Genomic DNA, 18708 nt, shown 5'->3' on the forward strand with positions numbered 1-18708 from the left:
TCTACCCCGACTACCGTTATATTAAGACCCCAAATAAAAAGGTCAACCAGAAATATCTGGCTAACCTTATATTACGAACGGGTGCTTATGTTCAAGATTAGCTGCCAAACCAGGCGGCTTTTTGTTTAATTAAAGGGGCAGGTTAGTTCACAAGTAGTATGATATCATGGAATAAATTAACTGTTTTCATGAATGGCAATTTTATGGAAGAACATAAAAGAAAGTATTTGCACTTAGTGATGTGGAACCGCATTTTTTTAGTTAGCTTTGTTCGTAACGCTCTTTTTCTGTGTCTATGATTATATAGTTTCAATAATCTCAACCTCTCGGAAAAAAATACACTGCTCCAAACCCTAAGAAATGCACAAAATAACAACTATTTTTCTCGATATAATACAGTTAATGGAGTACAAAACAAGGAATAGATTCTGGTACTTACATCTAAGTCCCGTCAAATAATGGTAGTTTTTATATATGAGGTGTCAGTATGATAAATAGAAATCAGCGTATTATTTTATATATTTTTATTGCATTATTTTTGGGTATTTCATGGATTGGAATTTATAAAGAAGTTGGGAATGAAATGCAAAACAGTTATGCGTTTTATACGATGATTGTTCCTTGTTTTTCAATTCTTATAGGATTATTTACACTATTAATCGGAAGAAGAATAAATTATTCGGTATCAATAAGTTGGGTAGCCATGACATTGGCGAATATTTTTTTGATTTTCATTGGAATGATAAATTATAAAAGTGATTTGAGTTATGACACATTTTTTCTTTTCTGGATTTTAGGTAGTTGGGTTTTACTTACTTTAATTGGAATTGTCTGTGTTCTAGGAGAAAATAAGGAAAACTTAATGCGGAACATTTACATTACAACAAGCATAGGTTTCATCAGTTTTTATTCACTTTCTTATTTAAATGAAAGACTAACGTCATTAAGTTATATTCATTTTCTAGAAAATATATCAGGTGTTACTATGTTCATTTTCATCTCTTATGCAAAAGTTGTCTTTTTTGCTCTACTAATTATTATAGTTCTTTTTGATGTATATAAAGATGATTTATTAAAAGTTGATTAATCATTGATTTTGAAGGGGTGAAAAAAATCAATGGGACACGGTAATAAAAATATTAATCAAAAGCAAGGTAAAGTTCAAAGCATATAAAGAATGATAAAAAATCAAAATACAAAAAAGAGTGATGATAATAAATTCGGGGCATTTGGGGTAGTGATTGTTATTATATGGATTATTGTTCTTTCTTTAAATGCAATCTTTGATATATAGATTCGCTACATTCCTAAAAAGGAAAAGAGCTCTGAAAATGTGTCCTGGAAGTAATTAAAGCCCCTCTCGGATGAGTAGGGCTTTTGCTTTCTTATAAAACTAACGGGGCAGGTTTTTTTAATAAGAATTACAGAGCTGCAAATTTAGTCTTAGATAAAAATACATCAGCCCGAATAAGGCTGATGTATTGTAATTTCATAAAGTTAATTCAAACTGACGGGAATATAGGTTGGAATAAACTCCATTGCTTTCAAGTAAAGAATTGTGAGTACCTTGTTCCACAATACCATCCTCAGTTAAGACAATGATCCTTTGAGCATTACGGATAGTTGAAAGGCGATGGGCAATAACAATAGTTGTACGCCCTTTCGCCAGCTTTTCGAGTGATTCCTTGATAATGCTTTCACTCTCGTTATCTAATGAACTAGTTGCCTCATCTAATATGAGAACAGGCGGATTCTTAAGAAATACACGGGCTATACTTACTCTCTGTTTTTGCCCTCCAGAAAGTCTAACTCCTCGTTGACCAATAATGGTGTGGTATCCGTTTGGCAAGTTCATGATAAAATCGTGAGCGTTTGCATCCTTAGCTGCATTTATTATTTCCTCATCGCTGGCTGATGAATTTCCGTAACGAATATTTTCCAATATTGTTCCACCAAATAGGTAAACATCCTGCTGTACAATTCCTATAGCTTTTCTTAAAGACTGAAGGTCAATAGAGCGGACGTTTTTCCCATCCAGTAATACCTCGCCATTTGTTACTTCATAAAAGCGGGGTATGAGAGAGCAAAATGTTGTTTTTCCAGCACCTGATGGACCAACTAAGGCTATATATTCTCCGGTTCGGATATGAAGAGACAAATTTTCCAAGACATAGCCAGAATTATCTTCATAACGGAAGAAAACATTATTGAACTCTATTTCACCCAGTACTTCTTCCATAGGCAGAGGCACGGCATTCGGTTGGTTTTCGATTGAAGGCTTAAGGTTCATAATTTCCATAAATCGCTGGAAGCCAGTGATTCCTTCCTGAAATTGCGTACTCATATGAGTCAGTTTTTGAATTGGCTCAATCATATAGTTGATATAGAGTAAAAATGTGATTAAATCGGCCAAATCAAATGAGTTGTTTACAATACTGGCACTCCCGATAATAATTACTGTGATTGTAATCAGCTGGATAATTGTTTGAACACTATTGTAAAACTTGGCTTCGACGTTGTAAAACTCTTTTCTGCTCTCAAGGAAACGATTGTTTTCCCGGCTGAACTTCTCAATTTCATAGTGCTCGTTGCCAAATGATTTTACTGCTCGGATTCCTGATAGACTATCCTCTACCTGTGCGTTTACGTCTCCAATCCTTTCTTTGTTTCTTCTTAATGCCTTGTTTTCAATCTTATTAAAATATAAGGAAAGGGCACCTAACAAAGGAAGAAAACAGAAAGCAACAATTGTTAATTGGGAGTTAATAAAGAATAAAATAACAAAGGCTCCAATAAAACGGACTAGGTATTTGAGATAGTCTTCCGGGCCATGATGATACAACTCGGAAAGCAGCAGCAGATCATTAGTAATCCTTGACATAAGTTGACCTGTTTTTTCTTTATCGAAAAAACTGAAGGAAAGCTTTTGCATATGAGCGAACAGTTCATTACGCATATCACTTTCCATTCGAGCCCCAACTTCATGTCCTTTGAAGTCCAAAAAATAGTTTGCTATATTTTGGATTGCTACTAAAACAAGCATTAGCGCGCCAATCCAATAAACTTTAGGTAAGGCGATCGATAAATCTCCTTCCAAAACATTTTTCGTTATATACCTAACAAGTAGCGGAAGTACCAAAGTCACACCTGAGACAATTACTGCACAGGCCAATACTGTTAGATACAACTTTACATATGGTCTGTAATACGAGAGAAATTTTTTCATTGGAAAATCCATAAGTTACCCCTTTTTGTGTTATTTAAATAAACACATATTAGGGGGTACACCGTAAACAATTAAGAGAGTGTTACACCCCAATATGTTTCAACGGATGTGTTAATCATTTTTCGCATGGAAAATTCCTCCTTGACAATTGATATATCAATTATATGTGAGTACTCCAATAAAGTACAGAATATTTAATTAATTGTCATTGCTAATAAAAATAAATGTTTTATGGTTTTGTATTTATACTAACGGCTCAATGATCTGGAAGTAATAATGTACTTATTGCTAAACTTTTTGGTATGCTAAAGGGCGCGTTGTTCCCAGAAGGATTAACGCTTGAGTTCGGTCTGGACTCCAACTTCGACGCTGCGACCGTGGCCTGCCTCGGACCGCTTGAGTAATCCGCCGAGGAGCTATCCGCTTCTTCCGCGGAGACCTCTAAGCAGACTGAAATTGCGATGAAAGTGGTAACATGCAGCTTCCTTGACGTTTTCTTTTTATGAGTCGGAAACACACTTCGGGGTCTAAAAAACTAACGAAGATAGTAATTATCGAGGATGCCGTATATGAATCTAGCTCATTCTAATCTGAAGTAATCTTTCATTTAGAAGAAAACTATATGGAGTTTGACCCTCTCCCTTGAGTCATCCTTACTAATTGTATTTGATGGACCAGTTATAAAGACAAAATATTTGCAATATCCACATCGCTTTCCACCAAAATTATTCGATTCAAATATTGTGTTTCTTTACATACTATGTCCTCTAACATGTGTCATGTACAATCAATTCACCTATAAAATGAAACCATTAAAAAATGTTTTAAGCGTGGTCCTTTTTAGCGGCCCTATGACTCTTTTTGAGAATTGGCTAGAAAAAAACACAAAAGGGGGAGGTTTGTTGAATAAGAAATTTCAATAATTTTACAAATATATACCCATTTCAATAAGAAGGCAACAATGGGGACTATTCATATTGAAAAGTAAAACCAGTGAGGTACTTCCTTACTGGTTTTTTTACTTCAAGTTGAGTGGGAAATTAATTAATTTGGATAGTATAAAGTTTCAGACTAAACGCTTTAACCAATTCCAAAATACCATTTTGGAATCCAACCCACGAGATATCCACGATTGGTACGTTATTGTCCAATAAATCCTCTGGTTCTCTGGCTAATACAAAAGTCACAGAAAGGTAAAGGCTCCTCATTTTTGGACAAAAAAAAACCAAGATTCAAGATTAGTTTTGAATCTCCATATTTTCTACAAAACTTCCTATTAAAATATGTTGGTGTGAATAGATAGAAAAGGGGAGTTTTATGTATTCGTTTTTCAGTCAAATCAGTAACATTTTTACGCAGCCAATTATAAGTTTAGCCCGAAACTTCGAAACGATTCCTATGCTGTTTGCTTTTCTACTTGGAATTGTCGGCGCCATGGCTCCCTGTCAGTTTTCCGGCAATATCGGAGCCATTACTCTTTATGGAAATAAGTCCTTACAAAGAGGTATAGCATGGACTGAAGTGATTTTCTTTACTTTGGGTAAAATTGCTGTTTTCTCTGGGCTGGGTCTATTGGTTTGGATGTTAGGGAAAGAGTTTCAGAGAGAGCTGGTTCTTTTTTTTCCCTGGTTTCGCAAAATAATCGGACCAATGTTTGTGCTGGTGGGAATATTTATGCTTGGGCATATAAATTTAAAGGGGACGTGGACCATCTTGGAGATTCCCGAAAGGTTTTTTAAAAACGGGAAACTAGGTTCTTTTTTTATGGGGGTCAGTTTTTCCCTTGGGTTTTGTCCAACCATGTTCGTATTATTTTTTCTATCATTAATGCCAATCGTTCTCTCTACTTCCTATGGGGCTGTCCTTCCCAGTCTTTTCGCTGTTGGAACGTCGCTGCCGCTATTTATAGCCATCTTCTTAATTTGGTATTATGGTGCTGGAGGCTCTGTTCTAAAGAAGGGCAGAAAAATTGGTTCGTATGTACAAAAAGGTGCTGGAGCTATTATGGTTCTTATAGGGATGCTCGATACATTGACCTACTGGACGATTTGAAAAATTTTTAATTCGAGGTAACAATATGGAGAAGCTAACATTAACTGGCTTATTTTTGTTGACGACTTTTAGTCCAGTAGGAAGGGCATTCGCCCAAAACGGGGTGGAGAGTCAAATAGGGGGACGTGGGCAGTCTTACAGGAGCATCAGTAACTAGGAGGTATTCCTTGATGAACAAAGACACAGTATTAATTGTTGATGACGAATGGAATATGAGGCAGTTGCTGAAAATTCACTTATCTCCCCATTTTCATATCAAACAGGCAGGGAGCGGCAAAGAGGCTCTATCCTGTTTGGAAAGGGAAGAAGTCGATTTAATTATTCTTGATATCATGATGCCCGAAATGAACGGCTGGGAAGTGTGTGAAAAAGTCAGGGCAAGAAGCGAGGTTCCAATCCTTATGTTAACGGCTCGCGGGGATGTAAAGGATAAGGTGCAGGGCTTAAGCATCGGAGCAGATGATTACCTTGTAAAGCCTTACATCCCGGAGGAACTAGTAGCAAGGTCAAAAGCCTTGATCAGGAGATCCTTGCAGTCCTCTTCCGGTAATACGGAGGAAGAAACAATTGAAATATCTGACCTTAAAGTAAATCGGAGTGAAAGACAAATTTTCGTTGATGATTCCGAAGTGGAGGTAACACCAAAGGAGTTTGATTTACTGGAACTTCTTGCGTTAAATCCAAAAACCATCTTCACCCGAGATATGTTACTAGACCAAATATGGGGGATCAACGGAATTCGTGATATTCGTACAATCGACACCCATGTCAAAAACCTTAGGGAAAAAATAAGGAAAAAAGGACTTTCTTTTAATCCGATAAGAACCGTTTGGGGGAGGGGCTATAAGTTTCAGGCTCCGGATGAAAACGAATGAATAGGAATAGCATTGTTGTCAAGATAGGGACTAGCATTTTATTGATTGTATTGGCAGTTCTCCTGCCATTGGGTTTTATAATGAATCAATTATTTACTGGTTTTTATTTTAATAAAACGCAAGAGCGTATTAATGACTTGTCTGACAGATATGCGGCATCTATCTCATCGCTCAAGCAGGAAGAATTCCTCGATATGTTCGAAACATTGGGAGGCTTAACAGGTCAGCAAATCGTGATTGTGGATGAACAGGGTACGGTGATTGCAAATTCTGGTCTTCCTAGCCTGGCTGAAGGGCAAAGGATAGACGAATCAGCTTTTGCGCTTTTAAAGTCAGGTTCCACTGTACAGGAGATGTACGCTGATCAAAAAATAGAGGAACGTTTTCTTAGCGTCGGCAAGCCTATTTTTTCTAACGACCGATTTATTGGCGCAATCTTTGTTCTGGAACCGGTCGAAGACATGTACCAGTCGGTTGATATGGTTGAAAAAGCAATGGTATTAGCGGGAATTGGTGCGCTTTTTCTAGCCATTGGCTTTATCTTTATTGTGTCAAGAAAATTATCCAATCCTCTGTTGGAAATGGAAAAAGCGACCCGAAACATGGCAGAAGGGGACTTACAGATTCGGTTGGATGCTTCAACAAAGGATGAAATTGGATCCCTGGCTGTAGCCATAAATGATCTTGCGGTAGAGCTTGATCGGTTCCGGTCAAACAGGAGAGAGTTTTTCGCCAATATTTCTCATGAGTTACGCACACCCATTACGTATTTAGAGGGATACGCAAATGTGCTTGAAAATGAACTTTACCAAAACGAAGAGGAAAGACAGCAGTATCTTCAGATTATCCAACAAGAGGTACGACGGATGTCCAAACTCGTTGAAGACTTGTTTGAGCTATCAAAGTTGGAAGAAGGACGGCTGGCTCTCGATTGCGAAGAAGTGGATGTAATGGAGGTCGTAGAAAGTGCTGTAGTAAAAACTCGAATGAAAGCCGAGGAAAAGGGGTTGAAATTAGAATTTCACAAAGAGAACGATCTGCCAAGCCTGTATGCAGATGGCTTAAGAATGGAACAAATTCTGATTAATTTAATCGATAATGCCATCCGATACACTGAATTCGGAAAAATTAGAGTCCGTTTAACAAAGGAATCAAATAATATCATGATATCCGTTATTGATAGCGGTATGGGAATCCCCGAAGAGGATCTTCCATTTTTATTTGAACGATTTTATCGTGTGGAAAAATCCAGATCCCGGGAACTGGGCGGAACAGGTCTTGGTCTCGCCATCGTGAAACAGCTGGTTAAGCTTCAAAGAGGGAGGATAGAAGTAACAAGTGAGGTTGGAAAAGGGACTGCCTTCCACCTGACTTTCCCGGTAGAAAAGAGGGATGAAAATGAAGAAGATTGAAGTATTATTATCTGTTCTTTTAATCGTCACTGGACTTGTTTGCTTGACAATGTCCGGAACGATGATGATTAGGCAGGATATAACGGCGTATTTTAAAACATTTCTACAAACCTGTGCCTGGATGGGTGTTCCCATAATTCTGGCAGGGATTGTTTATTTGATCATTGTAAAGAAAAGGGGATAACAAGGTGAAACTAAAAGGAATTTTATTTTCAATTTTTATGTTTTTATACTCAAGTCCAATCGGTGTCTTGGCACATGGGACGGAAGAAGAGCACCAACAGGAAGTGGCATCTAATACGTTTGCTACCAATGGGCTGCTGGTTTCCGCTGCTATTCTTGTTACGGGCATCATTTCGATTTTTGTAATGAATAGGCGGATGAAAACCCTCAATGTTAAAAAACAAAAAGAGAAAGGAAAACGAGACAGCCTGCAAAAGGGAGTTAAAATTGGGCAATGGGTCTCTATTGTGTCTTTGGTTGGGGTCATTTCATTTGGTATTTTTTCTTTTATTAATACGAAAGCGAAGGATATTGAGAACTCGGTAGAATTAATGCATGTTCACGGCTTAGGTATTACGAATGATGGAGAAGAAATCTATGTACCTGCGCATGACGGCTTGAAAGTTTTCGAGGCTGGAGAATGGAGAAGTGCAAAGGGGGACAAGCACGATTATATGGGATTCTCCATGGTTGATGATGGTTTTTACAGCAGTGGACATCCTGAACCTGGTTCTAGCATGAAAAACCCTTTTGGCGTGGTTAAGAGCAACGATATGGGAGAAAACCTGGAGATTCTGGATTTGTACGGAGAAATTGATTTTCATGGAATGTCTGTTGGCTATAATTCTCATACAATATATGTTTTCAACCCTCAAGCTAACTCCCGAATGGATGATGTTGGACTACACTACTCCATGGATGATACGAAAACATGGGTAAAAGCTGAGCTAAAGGGAATTTCAGGCAAGCTTTCAGCGATTGCTGCCCATCCAACAGAAGAAAAGACGGTTGCTCTTGGAACAACAGAAGGAGTATTTGTTTCGCATGACGGGGGGCAAACGGTTAATCAAATCTCGAATCTACCTGTTTCTGGACTTTCCTTCTCTCGTCAAGGAGATTTGTTTGCAGGTTTTGCATCAGATAAAATGGCTATATCCAAGATCAATCTTGAGACAAAGGAACAAACGGCATATGAAATTCCATCGTTAGGCGAGGGAAATGCCATCAATTATATAGCCGTAAATCCAAATGATGAAAATAATATTGTGTTTGCCACGGGTCAAAAGGATCTTTATTTGACCATTAATAATGGAGAAGAATGGGAGAAAATTGCGGATAAAGGAACGGGAATTGCAAGCCAATCATTAACAGGAGAAGGTGAACATGAACATGAACATGAACATGAAGACAATGGGGAGTGAGGTTTTTACCGAATAAAAGAAAGGAGAAGAACAATCATGATGGGATTAGGAATGATGCTGAGCATGCTTTTCTGGATCATTGTCATTGGATTTGCGATTTATGGGTTCATAATGCTTATTGCAAAGCCTTTTGAAAATAGGAACAATAAACCTGAATCGCTATTGAAAGAACGTTTTGCACGCGGAGAAATCAGCGAGGATGAGTACAAGGAAAAAAGACGTGTCTTAAGGGAATAGAATAAACGGAATGTAAAAAAGGGGCTGTTTAAAGGCAGTCCCTTTCCGCTTTTACTGGAAAAATAAAAAGATTTATAAAGTCCATATTTCCTTCAAACTTTATCTTTATCATTAGATTTAGAAAACAAAGGAGGGATTGGAAATGAAAAAGAAAATAGTATTGGTTTTATCTTTTGCCCTTTCATCTATACTGGTCGTTGGTCAGTTCGCTCTTGCGGATAAGCCAGATAGTATGATGAGTGGGAATGGCAATGGGATGATGAATATGATGGAAGCGATGGATTCTCCTGAAGGTCAAAAAATGATGAAAGCTTGTGGAAACTTTATGGATTCTTACAATAGTAAAGAGTAAAAAGTAAAAAGTAAAGGACCTAAGTTTAGGTCCTTTACTGAAAAAGGAGTTTTTATTTGGAATGGTTTTTATACCTGCCGTGTCCTCTTATCAAGCTGCTTTGTATGGAAGGAATGTATTCAGGCGAAAAAACAGAATGCATGCCATAGAAAGATTCAAATGAACCAGCCGACGTAAAAGCACTACAACTCCAAATGAAAAGCTGCAACAGTAAATTGGAAAGCTGATGGAGGAAATAACCAACCGCAAAGGACAGCCTAACGGTTGTCTTTTTTATGGGCTTGATTTAACTGTTGGGTTGGGACAAAATTTAAAATGTAGATTAAATAGGGTCTTTGATAGATCTAAAATGTTTTTGGGAGGCTTTTTGTTTGTTGCACTGTTTTCGATTTTTTATTTTATTTATGGCGTTTGCCCTGCAGCTTATGATTCCAAGCAATAGCAATATAGCTTTTGCTCATTCTGAATTGGAAAAAACCTATCCGCAGGAAGAGGAGACGATATCTGAAGGACCTGAAACTTTTGAGGTTTGGTTTCAGGATCCGGTCGTGACCCATTCGGATTCCATCCAAGTTTTCAATTCAGACGGGGAGCTTCAGGAAACTGGAGCAGTTTCGGTTGACCCGGAGGATAAAACCCACATCCTGACAACATTTAAGGGTGATTTGCCGAATGGAAATTATCTCGCAAGGATTAAAGTTATTGCTTTGGATGGGTATATTTTGAATGAAGAGATACGCTTTACGGTTAAAGAACAAGAGGAGATTTCGGTAGAGGAAGCTTTAGAAATTGTTGATTTTTCCCCAGCGGACGGCGAAATTCTGGATGCCTCTCCTCAGAAAATTGATTTATGGTTCAACCAGCCGGCTGAGATTACAGCTATTGGGTTATTCGATGACCGTCAACAGTCTATTAAGTTAAAAAAACCTTACGCTGACTCAAGTGATCCAACACATTTTATTGTGGAGATAGACGAGAAACTGACACCTGGAACGTACCAGGTTACATGGTATGCCCGTCAAATGGATCCTAAATCTCAGCCTGATAGATTAGATGTCTTTTATTTTGCTGTAGATCAATTTACTCCTATTACGCAAGAGAACACAGGAGAACCCGCCTCCTCTGTTTGGTTTACTAACTTAGGGTTAAAGCAAGTTGGATATTGGCTATTTTTTATCGGAATTACAATCTTGTTCGGAGGGGCTTTTTTCAACGCCTTCATACTGAAAAAAACATGTGATAGGAGATGGAACAAAATATCTCTGCTTATTCTTCTCTTCGTCCTTGTTGGCTGTACTTTTATAATCTCTGTTCAGCAGAAAGAGTTACAATCGCTCACTATCGATCAATTTCTCTCAATAAAATTCGTGTGGATACCAATTGTACAACTCATTTTGCTTGTGACAGGATTTTTCTTTCATAAAATAAAACTTCTTTTCTATTTTGCAGCACTTATTCTTTCCGTATTTATTATTGGTCACGCTCCGTATCCCCGGTATGGAGGATATATAACGATGGCAGTTAATGCTCTACATTTAACGGCGGCTTCTGTCTGGGTTGGTGGGTTGTTTGCGCTTATTTTGATACCTCAAAAAGAAAGAATGAAAGAATGGCTTAAAGATGTTCTCCCGCGGTTTTCAAAATGGGCATTGATTAGCCTTTTTGCCATTATCATAACTGGTTTGGTAATGGTTACTCAATATGTTCCATCTTTTACTCTGGAGAGTTTCATGAAAAGCGAATGGGGGAAATCCATTTTACTAAAAGCTGGTCTTACATTAATCGTTTTACTCATTGGGATTTTTCAGTGGAATACAGTAAAAAAACTGGCTGCTAAGACGATTAATGTTGTGATTACACGGGCGAAAGTTGAAATGATTTACAGCGTCCTGATTTTATTTTTTGCGTCCCTGCTGGTGGTTTCGACACCTAGTGCAGCAGAGCAGGGAGTTTATCCATCTTCAATAAAAAAAGAGGAAGTTGGATTAAGTGTTGAGATCTCTCCGTTATATCCAGGTCTTAACGAGCTTACATTACAGTTTGATAAAGAAAATATAAAACAAGTAGAAGTAACCTTGAGCATGCCGCCAGAATATAATGTCACTTATAACGCCTTTCACGTTGGAAGGGGAGAATTTAAGCTAACCGGAAATTTACTACATGCAGCCGGGACCATGAAATTGAAGGTAAAGGCCACTTTGGATAATGGAACTACAGTAAAATTTCCTTTCAAAATTGTAGTTCCGGGAGAAATGAGTTTAAACGAATAATTTTTAACATTAGGACTTTCATTTCTTTTTCGAAACTGTAAAAAGTCTTGTTAGAACAAATTAAACCTGGTCAAAAAGGAAATGGTGCAGAGCAGTGAAGCGATTTAACTGCCTTTTAGGAAATTACGAGAGTAATCTTTAGAAAATATAGGATTTTGGAATATTCAATTTTATATTTATGATTTGGGTACTATCATTTCACCACATACCTTAATCCATACATTTGCTGCTAATTTAGCTCGGTAGGGGATGCCATTAGCCTGTATACAGGTTCTATTAGGGCATTATGGCCCGCACCGAACACAGCTGTATGCTCATTTATATCATGAAGCAAGAAAAGAACTGTATGATCAGTGAATGTAAAATAAGGGAATGAATGTTCGTGTAATACAAATTAACGCATTCATAAACCTTGTTAAAAAAGTGTCCTATCCCTTGGTATATAAGGGATGGGGCATTTTTTAAATTATATCCTATTTAACGTTAAGAAGGATTAACGCCTTTTTTGTGGGATTTCTATTGAACAAACGGGGCAGGTTTGTGGAAGAAGAAATTGTTTTATAGCAGCTGTTGTGACATTCATAAAGACGGGTTTCCCCGTCTATTTGTTTTGTTTATCAAGCTTATCTGTATGAAAGTAGTATAAGAATATTATTAGTAGGCGATACCTACACGTGATTTTATATAATCGCTTGTTTTTATCTGGCTAAATGTAAATTCTGCTGTATCCGGTACGGATATTTCAACTCCATCCTCCGGCAAAAAACTTCGCTCTATACGATATTTGCCTATCCTTTCTCCATCCGGCAAGTAGGTAGGACAGACAATCGTCCATTCGAGGGTTGATTGTTTGAGTATATCATAAACTTTATGATGTTCTTTCGCTGCCCGAGTTGTCTTACGCTTTGATTCACTTGATTGATAACGCAGAGAATTTGGCGTGGTCCTACTTTGCAGGATACCTGCGGTTCCTATAGTTATTATTCGTTTTATACCTTCATTTTCCATTGCTTCTATAATAAGTGGCATACTTTCTGATAGAGTGGTGGTGCCATCAGTATTTAGCGCACTAATAACTATATCAATCCCATTCATAGCACGTACGATATCATCATTATTTAAAACATTCCCTCGAATAATGGTTAAATTTTCATTATTTAATTGAATCTTCTCGGGAGTACGAACTAATACAGTAACATTATGTCTGTCATGAAGGGCATAAGTAACTATTTGCCTTCCAACTCGTCCAGTTGCACCCAAAATTAAAATATTCATAAGAATGAGCTCCTTTTGCAAATACTAATATTTTACTATATAAGTTACTTTATTGTCTTTTTAAACTAACGAGGGCTAAAGTTGAAGATCAAGGTTTGCTTCGGCAGCTTTTTCTTATACGAATAACGGGGCAGGTTTGTTGAATAGCACTAACTTGCGTCCAGTATGGTTATCAAGGGAAATCTATTGGTTTTATTTAGTAAGAATTGTTACCATTAAGGAGCAATCAAGTTAATTTAGAGGTGAGCTTTTGCGAAATAAAAAAGTAATTCTTCCACTTTTAGTTATTGTAATAATTGGGTTCATCATAATATTGAACAATTTATTAACAACAAGCTCTACAACAGCTATCGTTACAGTTTTAGAAAAAAAATATTCAGAAGCAAATGAAGAAGCATTTGTTGTAGTAGTTCCTCCCAATATGAAAATATCTGAAGGTTATCATGAGGAAGCTAAAACTAAAATATTTATTAAAGAACCGATGGTATGGAATTTAATTAAAGAAAATAAAACCTACCTTGTAAACTATAATAATAAACAGAATGGTGTGAGCATACTAGACCACATTCAAAATATTGATGATAATAATGCTATTGATTTAAACCAAACTAAGAATTACTTTAACTAGCAGATGGCAATAGTTGAAGATCCAGGCTGTCCCTATGACAGCTTTTTCTTATTATACTTACTGGGCAGGTTAACGGAAGTTAGGTTTAAGGGGAAAGATTCAAGTAAATGTAAAAATATAAGATTAGAGAAAATATTATTTTAAATAAAAGGTGGGATTTTTTGATTTGGTTTATATTGGGGTTTTTATTTGTGATATACGTAATTTTTAGTCTTTCAACAATAAAATATCAGTTAAGATCGATTATTAAACACCTTAACATTAATGAAGAACCCTCTAAAGTACCTGATGAGGAAATTGAAAGAGAATTAGAAGAAGACAAAAAGGGGTAGTTTAAAACGTTAAGATTGTGAAGAAATGTACTTAAACAAACGAGGGCGTTAGTTCATCATGGAACATAAAAAGGATCAAACCTTGATTTATAGCTACAGCATAAACGGAGAAAACCCCTTGGCCACCAAGGGGTTTTCTTTTTGATGGTTCCTTAAAGAGTGTTTGTGCCAACTAGTTTTTTATTCATCGAAGGTTCGATTGTTCCAGCTTTGTACATTGGGCCATTTCAGGCAGAGGTAAATATTCAAAATCAGGGGGAGCATTTATAAGCTTATCCCGTCTTTTTAATTAAGTAAAAAATATTCGGAAACCGTTAAGTAACAATAAAATCGTTTAAAAAATTATAAGCTTTAAAAAAAGCCGGTCACAAAAAAATACAAACGAGCGCTTTTCTGTAACAAGGAAAGTGCTTCATTACATATTAGGACCATTAGCGGAATATTAGGTGCATAATTAACTTGTCTAAGGGTCGAACGTTATTGTGGTTAAATAATCTAGGGGCTATTTTCCTCGTATAAACGAACTGTTTTATTGAAAATTCGGAAAATAAATTTACTTTAAGTACCTTCCTAAAGATAATAGACATAACCAATTGAATAGGAGGGAAACATTTTGCCAAAAAAAGTATTCATCGTTTTTGCTCTTTTTGCATTATTGATTACCGGAGGGACAAGCCTGTCGCTAGCTGACAGCCAAACCGAGCAGCTTGAGTTAAACGGAAAGACGTTAAGCACGGTTACAGTAAATGGAAATCCTTATGTATCAGTGAAACAGGTAGCCCAGGCTGCAGGAGGGGATGTACATAAAAAGGCCAATACATACGTCATTGGTTCAAGGCTCGACCATATTTTAAAGAAAGGTGTGATTCGGGTAGGTACAACTGGTGACTATAAGCCATTTACGTACTTTAATCCGAAAACAAAAGAGTATGAAGGCTATGATATCGAAGCGGCTAAATTAATGGCAGAAGACCTTGGGGTGAAGATCACATTTGTTAAAACTTCCTGGCCAACCTTAATGGAGGACCTCAATAAAAATAAGTTTGATATAGCGGTTGGCGGGATCAGCCGCAATACCGATCGGCAAAAAACAGCACACTTAACGCATCCTTATATTAATGACGGAAAGGCTCCTTTAATCCGACAGGAAGATAAGGAGAAATATACAAGCTTGGAAGCGATTGACCAGCCAGATGTCACCATCGGCGTAAACCCAGGGGGAACCAACCAAAAATTCGTAAATGCCAACATTACACAGGCAAAGGTTGTCGTAATCGAAAACAATTTGGATATTCCGAATATGGTTGCTGAAGAAAAAGTAGACGTGATGATTACCGACAGCATTGAGGCCATCTACTATGCAAGCCAGGATTCCAGGCTTTATGCAGCTCTGACGGACAATACGTTCACGAAGAGCCAGAAAGGCTATCTTATGCATCGCGGGGATGCAGTATTCCAGAACTGGGTCAATCTCTGGATGGAGGAGATGGAGCTCAATGGAGAATTTGACCGATTAAAAGAAAAATGGATTTACAACAAGGGAGTATAGTAGAAAAGAATAGGCCAGACATCCATATCCTTTGCTATTCTATTAGAAAAAAGAGATGACAGAATAAAATGGGTGGTTTTGCAGCGTATATTATGGAACGAATCTGCAAAAAAAGCCAGCCATATCGCATGTGACAATGAATGTTGAGATTTCAAGACAGGCGATACAAAAAGGTTTTATAAGGAAAAGCTGCTATCACCTGGCAGCTTTTCTTTTTGACTAAAATCAGCCCATTTCATTAAAAATGGGAACGTCCTTTATGGCTATTTTCCAGTTTTCGCAAGATAAACCATGTGATTAGGCTCAGAACTAGCAGTAAGCTCTCCAAAGAGAAGATATACCATGGATAGGGACCCAATATGTCAAAGAAACTTGGAGTTTCAGGTTTATGACGCAAAAACCAATAATTCCCATTCGTTTGATGGTTAATGAGAAGGATTGCCGGCAAGAGTACATTGATAAATACAATTAGCTTTATGACCGATTGGAATGATGGATAATAATTTCTAGCCCACAAAAAATATAAGGCTGACCATACAACCATCATGTGTGCATAGAAAAAGTGAAAAAAGCGAAAGTGAGGAAAATCGTATGTTAACGCTGGAGTAAATATTGCTTGAGTAGCACCCAATATCGCAATAAAAAACAATAGTTCAAAAATAAATTTTTTTCTAGTCATGAGTAAAAGGATACATAATATAACTCCAATATTACACAATTCCAATGGCATGGACCTGCCAAATTTCCAGACTCCATTCACTAACATCCATACGTGATTTAATATCTCGACCAAAATTAAAGAAATGGCTGATCCAACTTCAAACCTTCTCCATCCATCCCCATTCAGCTTTTTCCGGTAAAGAAAAATAGCAGATGATACAAAAAAAAACACTGCCAATGTAACAAGATGACTGGCTGAAAACATCTCAAAATGGAAATACTTATGACTTTTGCCAAACCACTCCATCTATGCACACCCCAAGTCTTATTAAATAATCAGACATAAGTTGTGCATCTCCTCTATTTTTTATACAGCATTTCGGCTCCACGACGTTCAAGCTTACTCATATCTGCTCAGTTGACTTATGCAACACATATTTCCTCCCTTTGCTTTTTATCACATCACTCAGGAAAAAGGTCACAAAATTAAAAATTTCATTGACACTGATAATCATTATCATTTATTATCAATTTAATAATAATTGAAAATTATTATCAATTAGGAGGCGAAAAATGAAGGCTTTCATTGGATATTTAAGTATGTCAGGAAATACAGAAGATATGGCATCCATTATGAAAAAAGTTCTTGTCTCTAAAGGGTGTGAAGTGGATATGGAAAGCCTGGAATTGACAGAAATTCATAGTATTCTTGCCTATGACTGTATTTTCATTGGTGCTTATACATGGGGGGATGGCGACCTTCCTTATGAAGCTGAGGATTTTTTTGATGAATTGAATGATCACGATTTAACAGGAATAGATGCTGCGTGCTTTGGTTCTGGTGATCATGCCTATCCAAAATTTTGTGCAGCAGTGGACACGCTTGCTGACAAATTGAGTGAAAGAGGAGCCAATGTTTTTCAGCAAAGGTTAAAAATAGAACTCAACCCTGATACAGATGAGCAAATTCTTGAGTGTAAGCAATTTGCCGAATCTGCCTATGAATGGGCAGTGAAAAATGGGGAGATGGAACATGTTTAATAAGGGCTCCACTGCAGTGCTATCAACCCCAGATCTTCCCTTCATAGTAGCAGTAAAGCAGGCAGGCATTTATTCCTTTGAGGATGGAGACTGGTTCCTTCAGTATGGGTTAACACAAAATATATACAAACTTGTCCAATTAGGTCATTTCATATTCGGCATCGGAGACAATGGCACAATTATCCGGTACGATCTTCAGCGGAAAAAATGGAATCAGACCTCATTCCCAACCGCCCAGCGGCTGTGGGATATTACTGGAAACCAGAGGGGATATATCGTAACACATGGCGGCAGCTGCTTATACATATCAGCTAATTTCGGTTCAGATTGGTCTGTATTAAGTCCATTTCAACATATGTCCCAAAAGCCCCTTATACGATCTCTGTTATACCATCAGGGGAGCATTTATATTGGGACACAAATCAACTCCCAGAATGGAGGGTTATGGAGATATGATGTCAGAAGCGGGGAATTACAGCTTATAAAAAAAGAAAAGCATTCAATGATATCCTCCATTTATAGAGATGAAAATGACCTTCTTATCATTGCAAAGGGAAACGCCCGTTCCGGGATGGGAACAATTGAGATGCTGAATCCTTTTACGAATAGATGGGGTGTATGCCAGCAGCAAATATCAGAAAGAGCTTTCCTGGATATTTTTGAGGCGAATGAAAAAGTATATGCGACGACGAGTCAGGATGAAGATGGTTTTTCAAGAATCTACGAAGTCCATAAGAGTAGAATGTACCTGATTCCCATTGAGACCGTAGCTGGACATGGATTCAGGGGTGCGGGCTTTGATGACCAGCTTTTTATCTGTTCACATAGAGAAAGTAAATGGATCAGCCACAGATATAACACAACAGCATTAATTCATTGATAGGAGTGACGAGGAATGAAAATTGGCGTATTTTATGCAAGTATGTCGGGGAACACAGAAGCAATTGCGGACCTAATCTCGGGGGAGCTGAAGAATCAAAATCATAATGTGGATTTAGAAGATTTTATGAGTGTTCAAAGTGCTTCTGAACTACTAAACTATGAACTTACTTTTATTGGATTGTATACATGGGGTGATGGGGATTATCCTGATGAATGTCTCGATATGATTGAAGAAATCGAACAGTTGGACCTTGAGAATCATCCCTTTGCCATCTTTGGATCAGGAGATACCTCCTACCCTGAATTTTGCGGCGCCCTAGACCACCTTCAAAGACTTATAGAAGAACGGGGGGGAACAGTTGTCGGGAAACCCCTGAGAATAGAATTCAATCCGGAACCGGAGGACGAAGAGGAAATAAAAAAGTTTGTCTCTGAAGCTTTGATGTTAAAGGAAACCTGCTGAGTATGGCAGCGAGTTTAGAAAGGATGGCCT

At 37.5% G+C, this 18708-nt stretch carries 18 protein-coding genes; 15 read left to right on the forward strand and 3 right to left on the reverse strand.

Features of this window, described 5'->3' with window-relative positions; translation table 11 throughout:
• Nucleotides 1-487: 487 nt before the first annotated feature.
• Entirely contained in the window at nt 488-1087 is a 600-nt protein-coding gene (locus DFO72_RS04390; RefSeq protein ID WP_113885658.1) for a hypothetical protein, read from the forward strand.
• Between the two features lie 402 nt (nt 1088-1489).
• Here DFO72_RS04390 and DFO72_RS04395 read toward each other — a convergent pair whose 3' ends face one another.
• Nucleotides 1490-3238, reverse strand: a complete 1749-nt coding sequence (locus DFO72_RS04395) for an ABC transporter ATP-binding protein (RefSeq protein WP_113885657.1) — start codon at nt 3236-3238, stop codon at nt 1490-1492.
• A gap of 617 nt (nt 3239-3855) precedes the next feature.
• On the opposite strand from DFO72_RS04395, the gene DFO72_RS30550 reads away from it, so the two are divergent.
• From DFO72_RS30550 to DFO72_RS04440, 9 genes are all read left to right on the forward strand, one after another.
• Complete coding sequence (locus DFO72_RS30550) at nt 3856-4149, forward strand: CBO0543 family protein (RefSeq protein WP_309472983.1); 294 nt, start codon at nt 3856-3858, stop codon at nt 4147-4149.
• A 394-nt stretch (nt 4150-4543) separates the two neighbouring features.
• On the forward strand, nt 4544-5278 hold the full coding sequence (locus DFO72_RS04405; RefSeq protein WP_113885656.1) for a sulfite exporter TauE/SafE family protein: 735 nt from the start codon (nt 4544-4546) through the stop codon (nt 5276-5278).
• Between the two features lie 170 nt (nt 5279-5448).
• Entirely contained in the window at nt 5449-6153 is a 705-nt protein-coding gene (locus DFO72_RS04410) for a response regulator transcription factor (RefSeq protein WP_113885655.1), read from the forward strand.
• Nucleotides 6150-7565 carry an ATP-binding protein gene (locus DFO72_RS04415; protein ID WP_113885654.1) on the forward strand — a complete coding sequence of 472 codons (1416 nt, stop codon included), beginning with the start codon at nt 6150-6152 and terminating at the stop codon, nt 7563-7565. Before DFO72_RS04410 ends, DFO72_RS04415 begins: the two co-directional genes overlap by 4 nt.
• Nucleotides 7552-7749, forward strand: a complete 198-nt coding sequence (locus DFO72_RS04420) for a hypothetical protein (RefSeq protein WP_113885653.1) — start codon at nt 7552-7554, stop codon at nt 7747-7749. Before DFO72_RS04415 ends, DFO72_RS04420 begins: the two co-directional genes overlap by 14 nt.
• Nucleotides 7750-7753: 4 nt before the next feature.
• Nucleotides 7754-8989, forward strand: coding sequence for a F510_1955 family glycosylhydrolase (locus DFO72_RS04425; protein ID WP_113885652.1), 1236 nt, complete (start codon nt 7754-7756; stop codon nt 8987-8989).
• Between the two features lie 36 nt (nt 8990-9025).
• Nucleotides 9026-9226, forward strand: coding sequence for an SHOCT domain-containing protein (locus DFO72_RS04430; RefSeq protein ID WP_243856057.1), 201 nt, complete (start codon nt 9026-9028; stop codon nt 9224-9226).
• A 142-nt stretch (nt 9227-9368) separates the two neighbouring features.
• The gene (locus tag DFO72_RS04435; RefSeq protein ID WP_113885651.1) at nt 9369-9578 is read left to right on the forward strand and encodes a hypothetical protein; all 210 of its coding nucleotides are present in this window, start codon (nt 9369-9371) and stop codon (nt 9576-9578) included.
• A gap of 371 nt (nt 9579-9949) precedes the next feature.
• Nucleotides 9950-11848, forward strand: coding sequence for a copper resistance CopC/CopD family protein (locus tag DFO72_RS04440; RefSeq protein WP_113885650.1), 1899 nt, complete (start codon nt 9950-9952; stop codon nt 11846-11848).
• A gap of 654 nt (nt 11849-12502) precedes the next feature.
• Here the strand turns inward: DFO72_RS04440 and DFO72_RS04445 are convergent.
• The gene (locus DFO72_RS04445) at nt 12503-13123 is read right to left on the reverse strand and encodes an NAD(P)-dependent oxidoreductase (protein ID WP_134177214.1); all 621 of its coding nucleotides are present in this window, start codon (nt 13121-13123) and stop codon (nt 12503-12505) included.
• 250 nt (nt 13124-13373) lie between these two features.
• Between DFO72_RS04445 and DFO72_RS04450 the strand changes: the two genes are divergently transcribed.
• Complete coding sequence (locus DFO72_RS04450; protein WP_113881221.1) at nt 13374-13751, forward strand: hypothetical protein; 378 nt, start codon at nt 13374-13376, stop codon at nt 13749-13751.
• Between the two features lie 945 nt (nt 13752-14696).
• A complete protein-coding gene (locus DFO72_RS04455; protein WP_243856058.1) occupies nt 14697-15632 on the forward strand; it encodes a transporter substrate-binding domain-containing protein in 936 nt (311 codons plus the stop codon).
• 238 nt (nt 15633-15870) lie between these two features.
• Here DFO72_RS04455 and DFO72_RS04460 read toward each other — a convergent pair whose 3' ends face one another.
• Nucleotides 15871-16599 carry a TIGR02206 family membrane protein gene (locus DFO72_RS04460; RefSeq protein WP_113881220.1) on the reverse strand — a complete coding sequence of 243 codons (729 nt, stop codon included), beginning with the start codon at nt 16597-16599 and terminating at the stop codon, nt 15871-15873.
• Between the two features lie 266 nt (nt 16600-16865).
• On the opposite strand from DFO72_RS04460, the gene DFO72_RS04465 reads away from it, so the two are divergent.
• The 3 genes from DFO72_RS04465 to DFO72_RS04475 are packed head-to-tail and all read left to right on the forward strand — an operon-like array spanning nt 16866 to nt 18678.
• Nucleotides 16866-17333 (forward strand): flavodoxin, encoded by a 468-nt coding sequence (locus tag DFO72_RS04465; protein WP_113881219.1) that lies wholly within the window; start codon nt 16866-16868, stop codon nt 17331-17333.
• Nucleotides 17326-18213, forward strand: coding sequence for a hypothetical protein (locus DFO72_RS04470; RefSeq protein WP_113881218.1), 888 nt, complete (start codon nt 17326-17328; stop codon nt 18211-18213). The genes DFO72_RS04465 and DFO72_RS04470 overlap by 8 nt, the downstream gene beginning before the upstream one ends.
• Nucleotides 18214-18228: 15 nt before the next feature.
• Nucleotides 18229-18678, forward strand: coding sequence for a flavodoxin (locus DFO72_RS04475; RefSeq protein WP_113881217.1), 450 nt, complete (start codon nt 18229-18231; stop codon nt 18676-18678).
• Nucleotides 18679-18708 lie beyond the last annotated feature (30 nt).

Origin of the sequence: Cytobacillus oceanisediminis (genome assembly GCF_004366035.1) — a bacterium.
Classification (GTDB): domain Bacteria; phylum Bacillota; class Bacilli; order Bacillales; family Cytobacillaceae; genus Cytobacillus; species Cytobacillus oceanisediminis_C.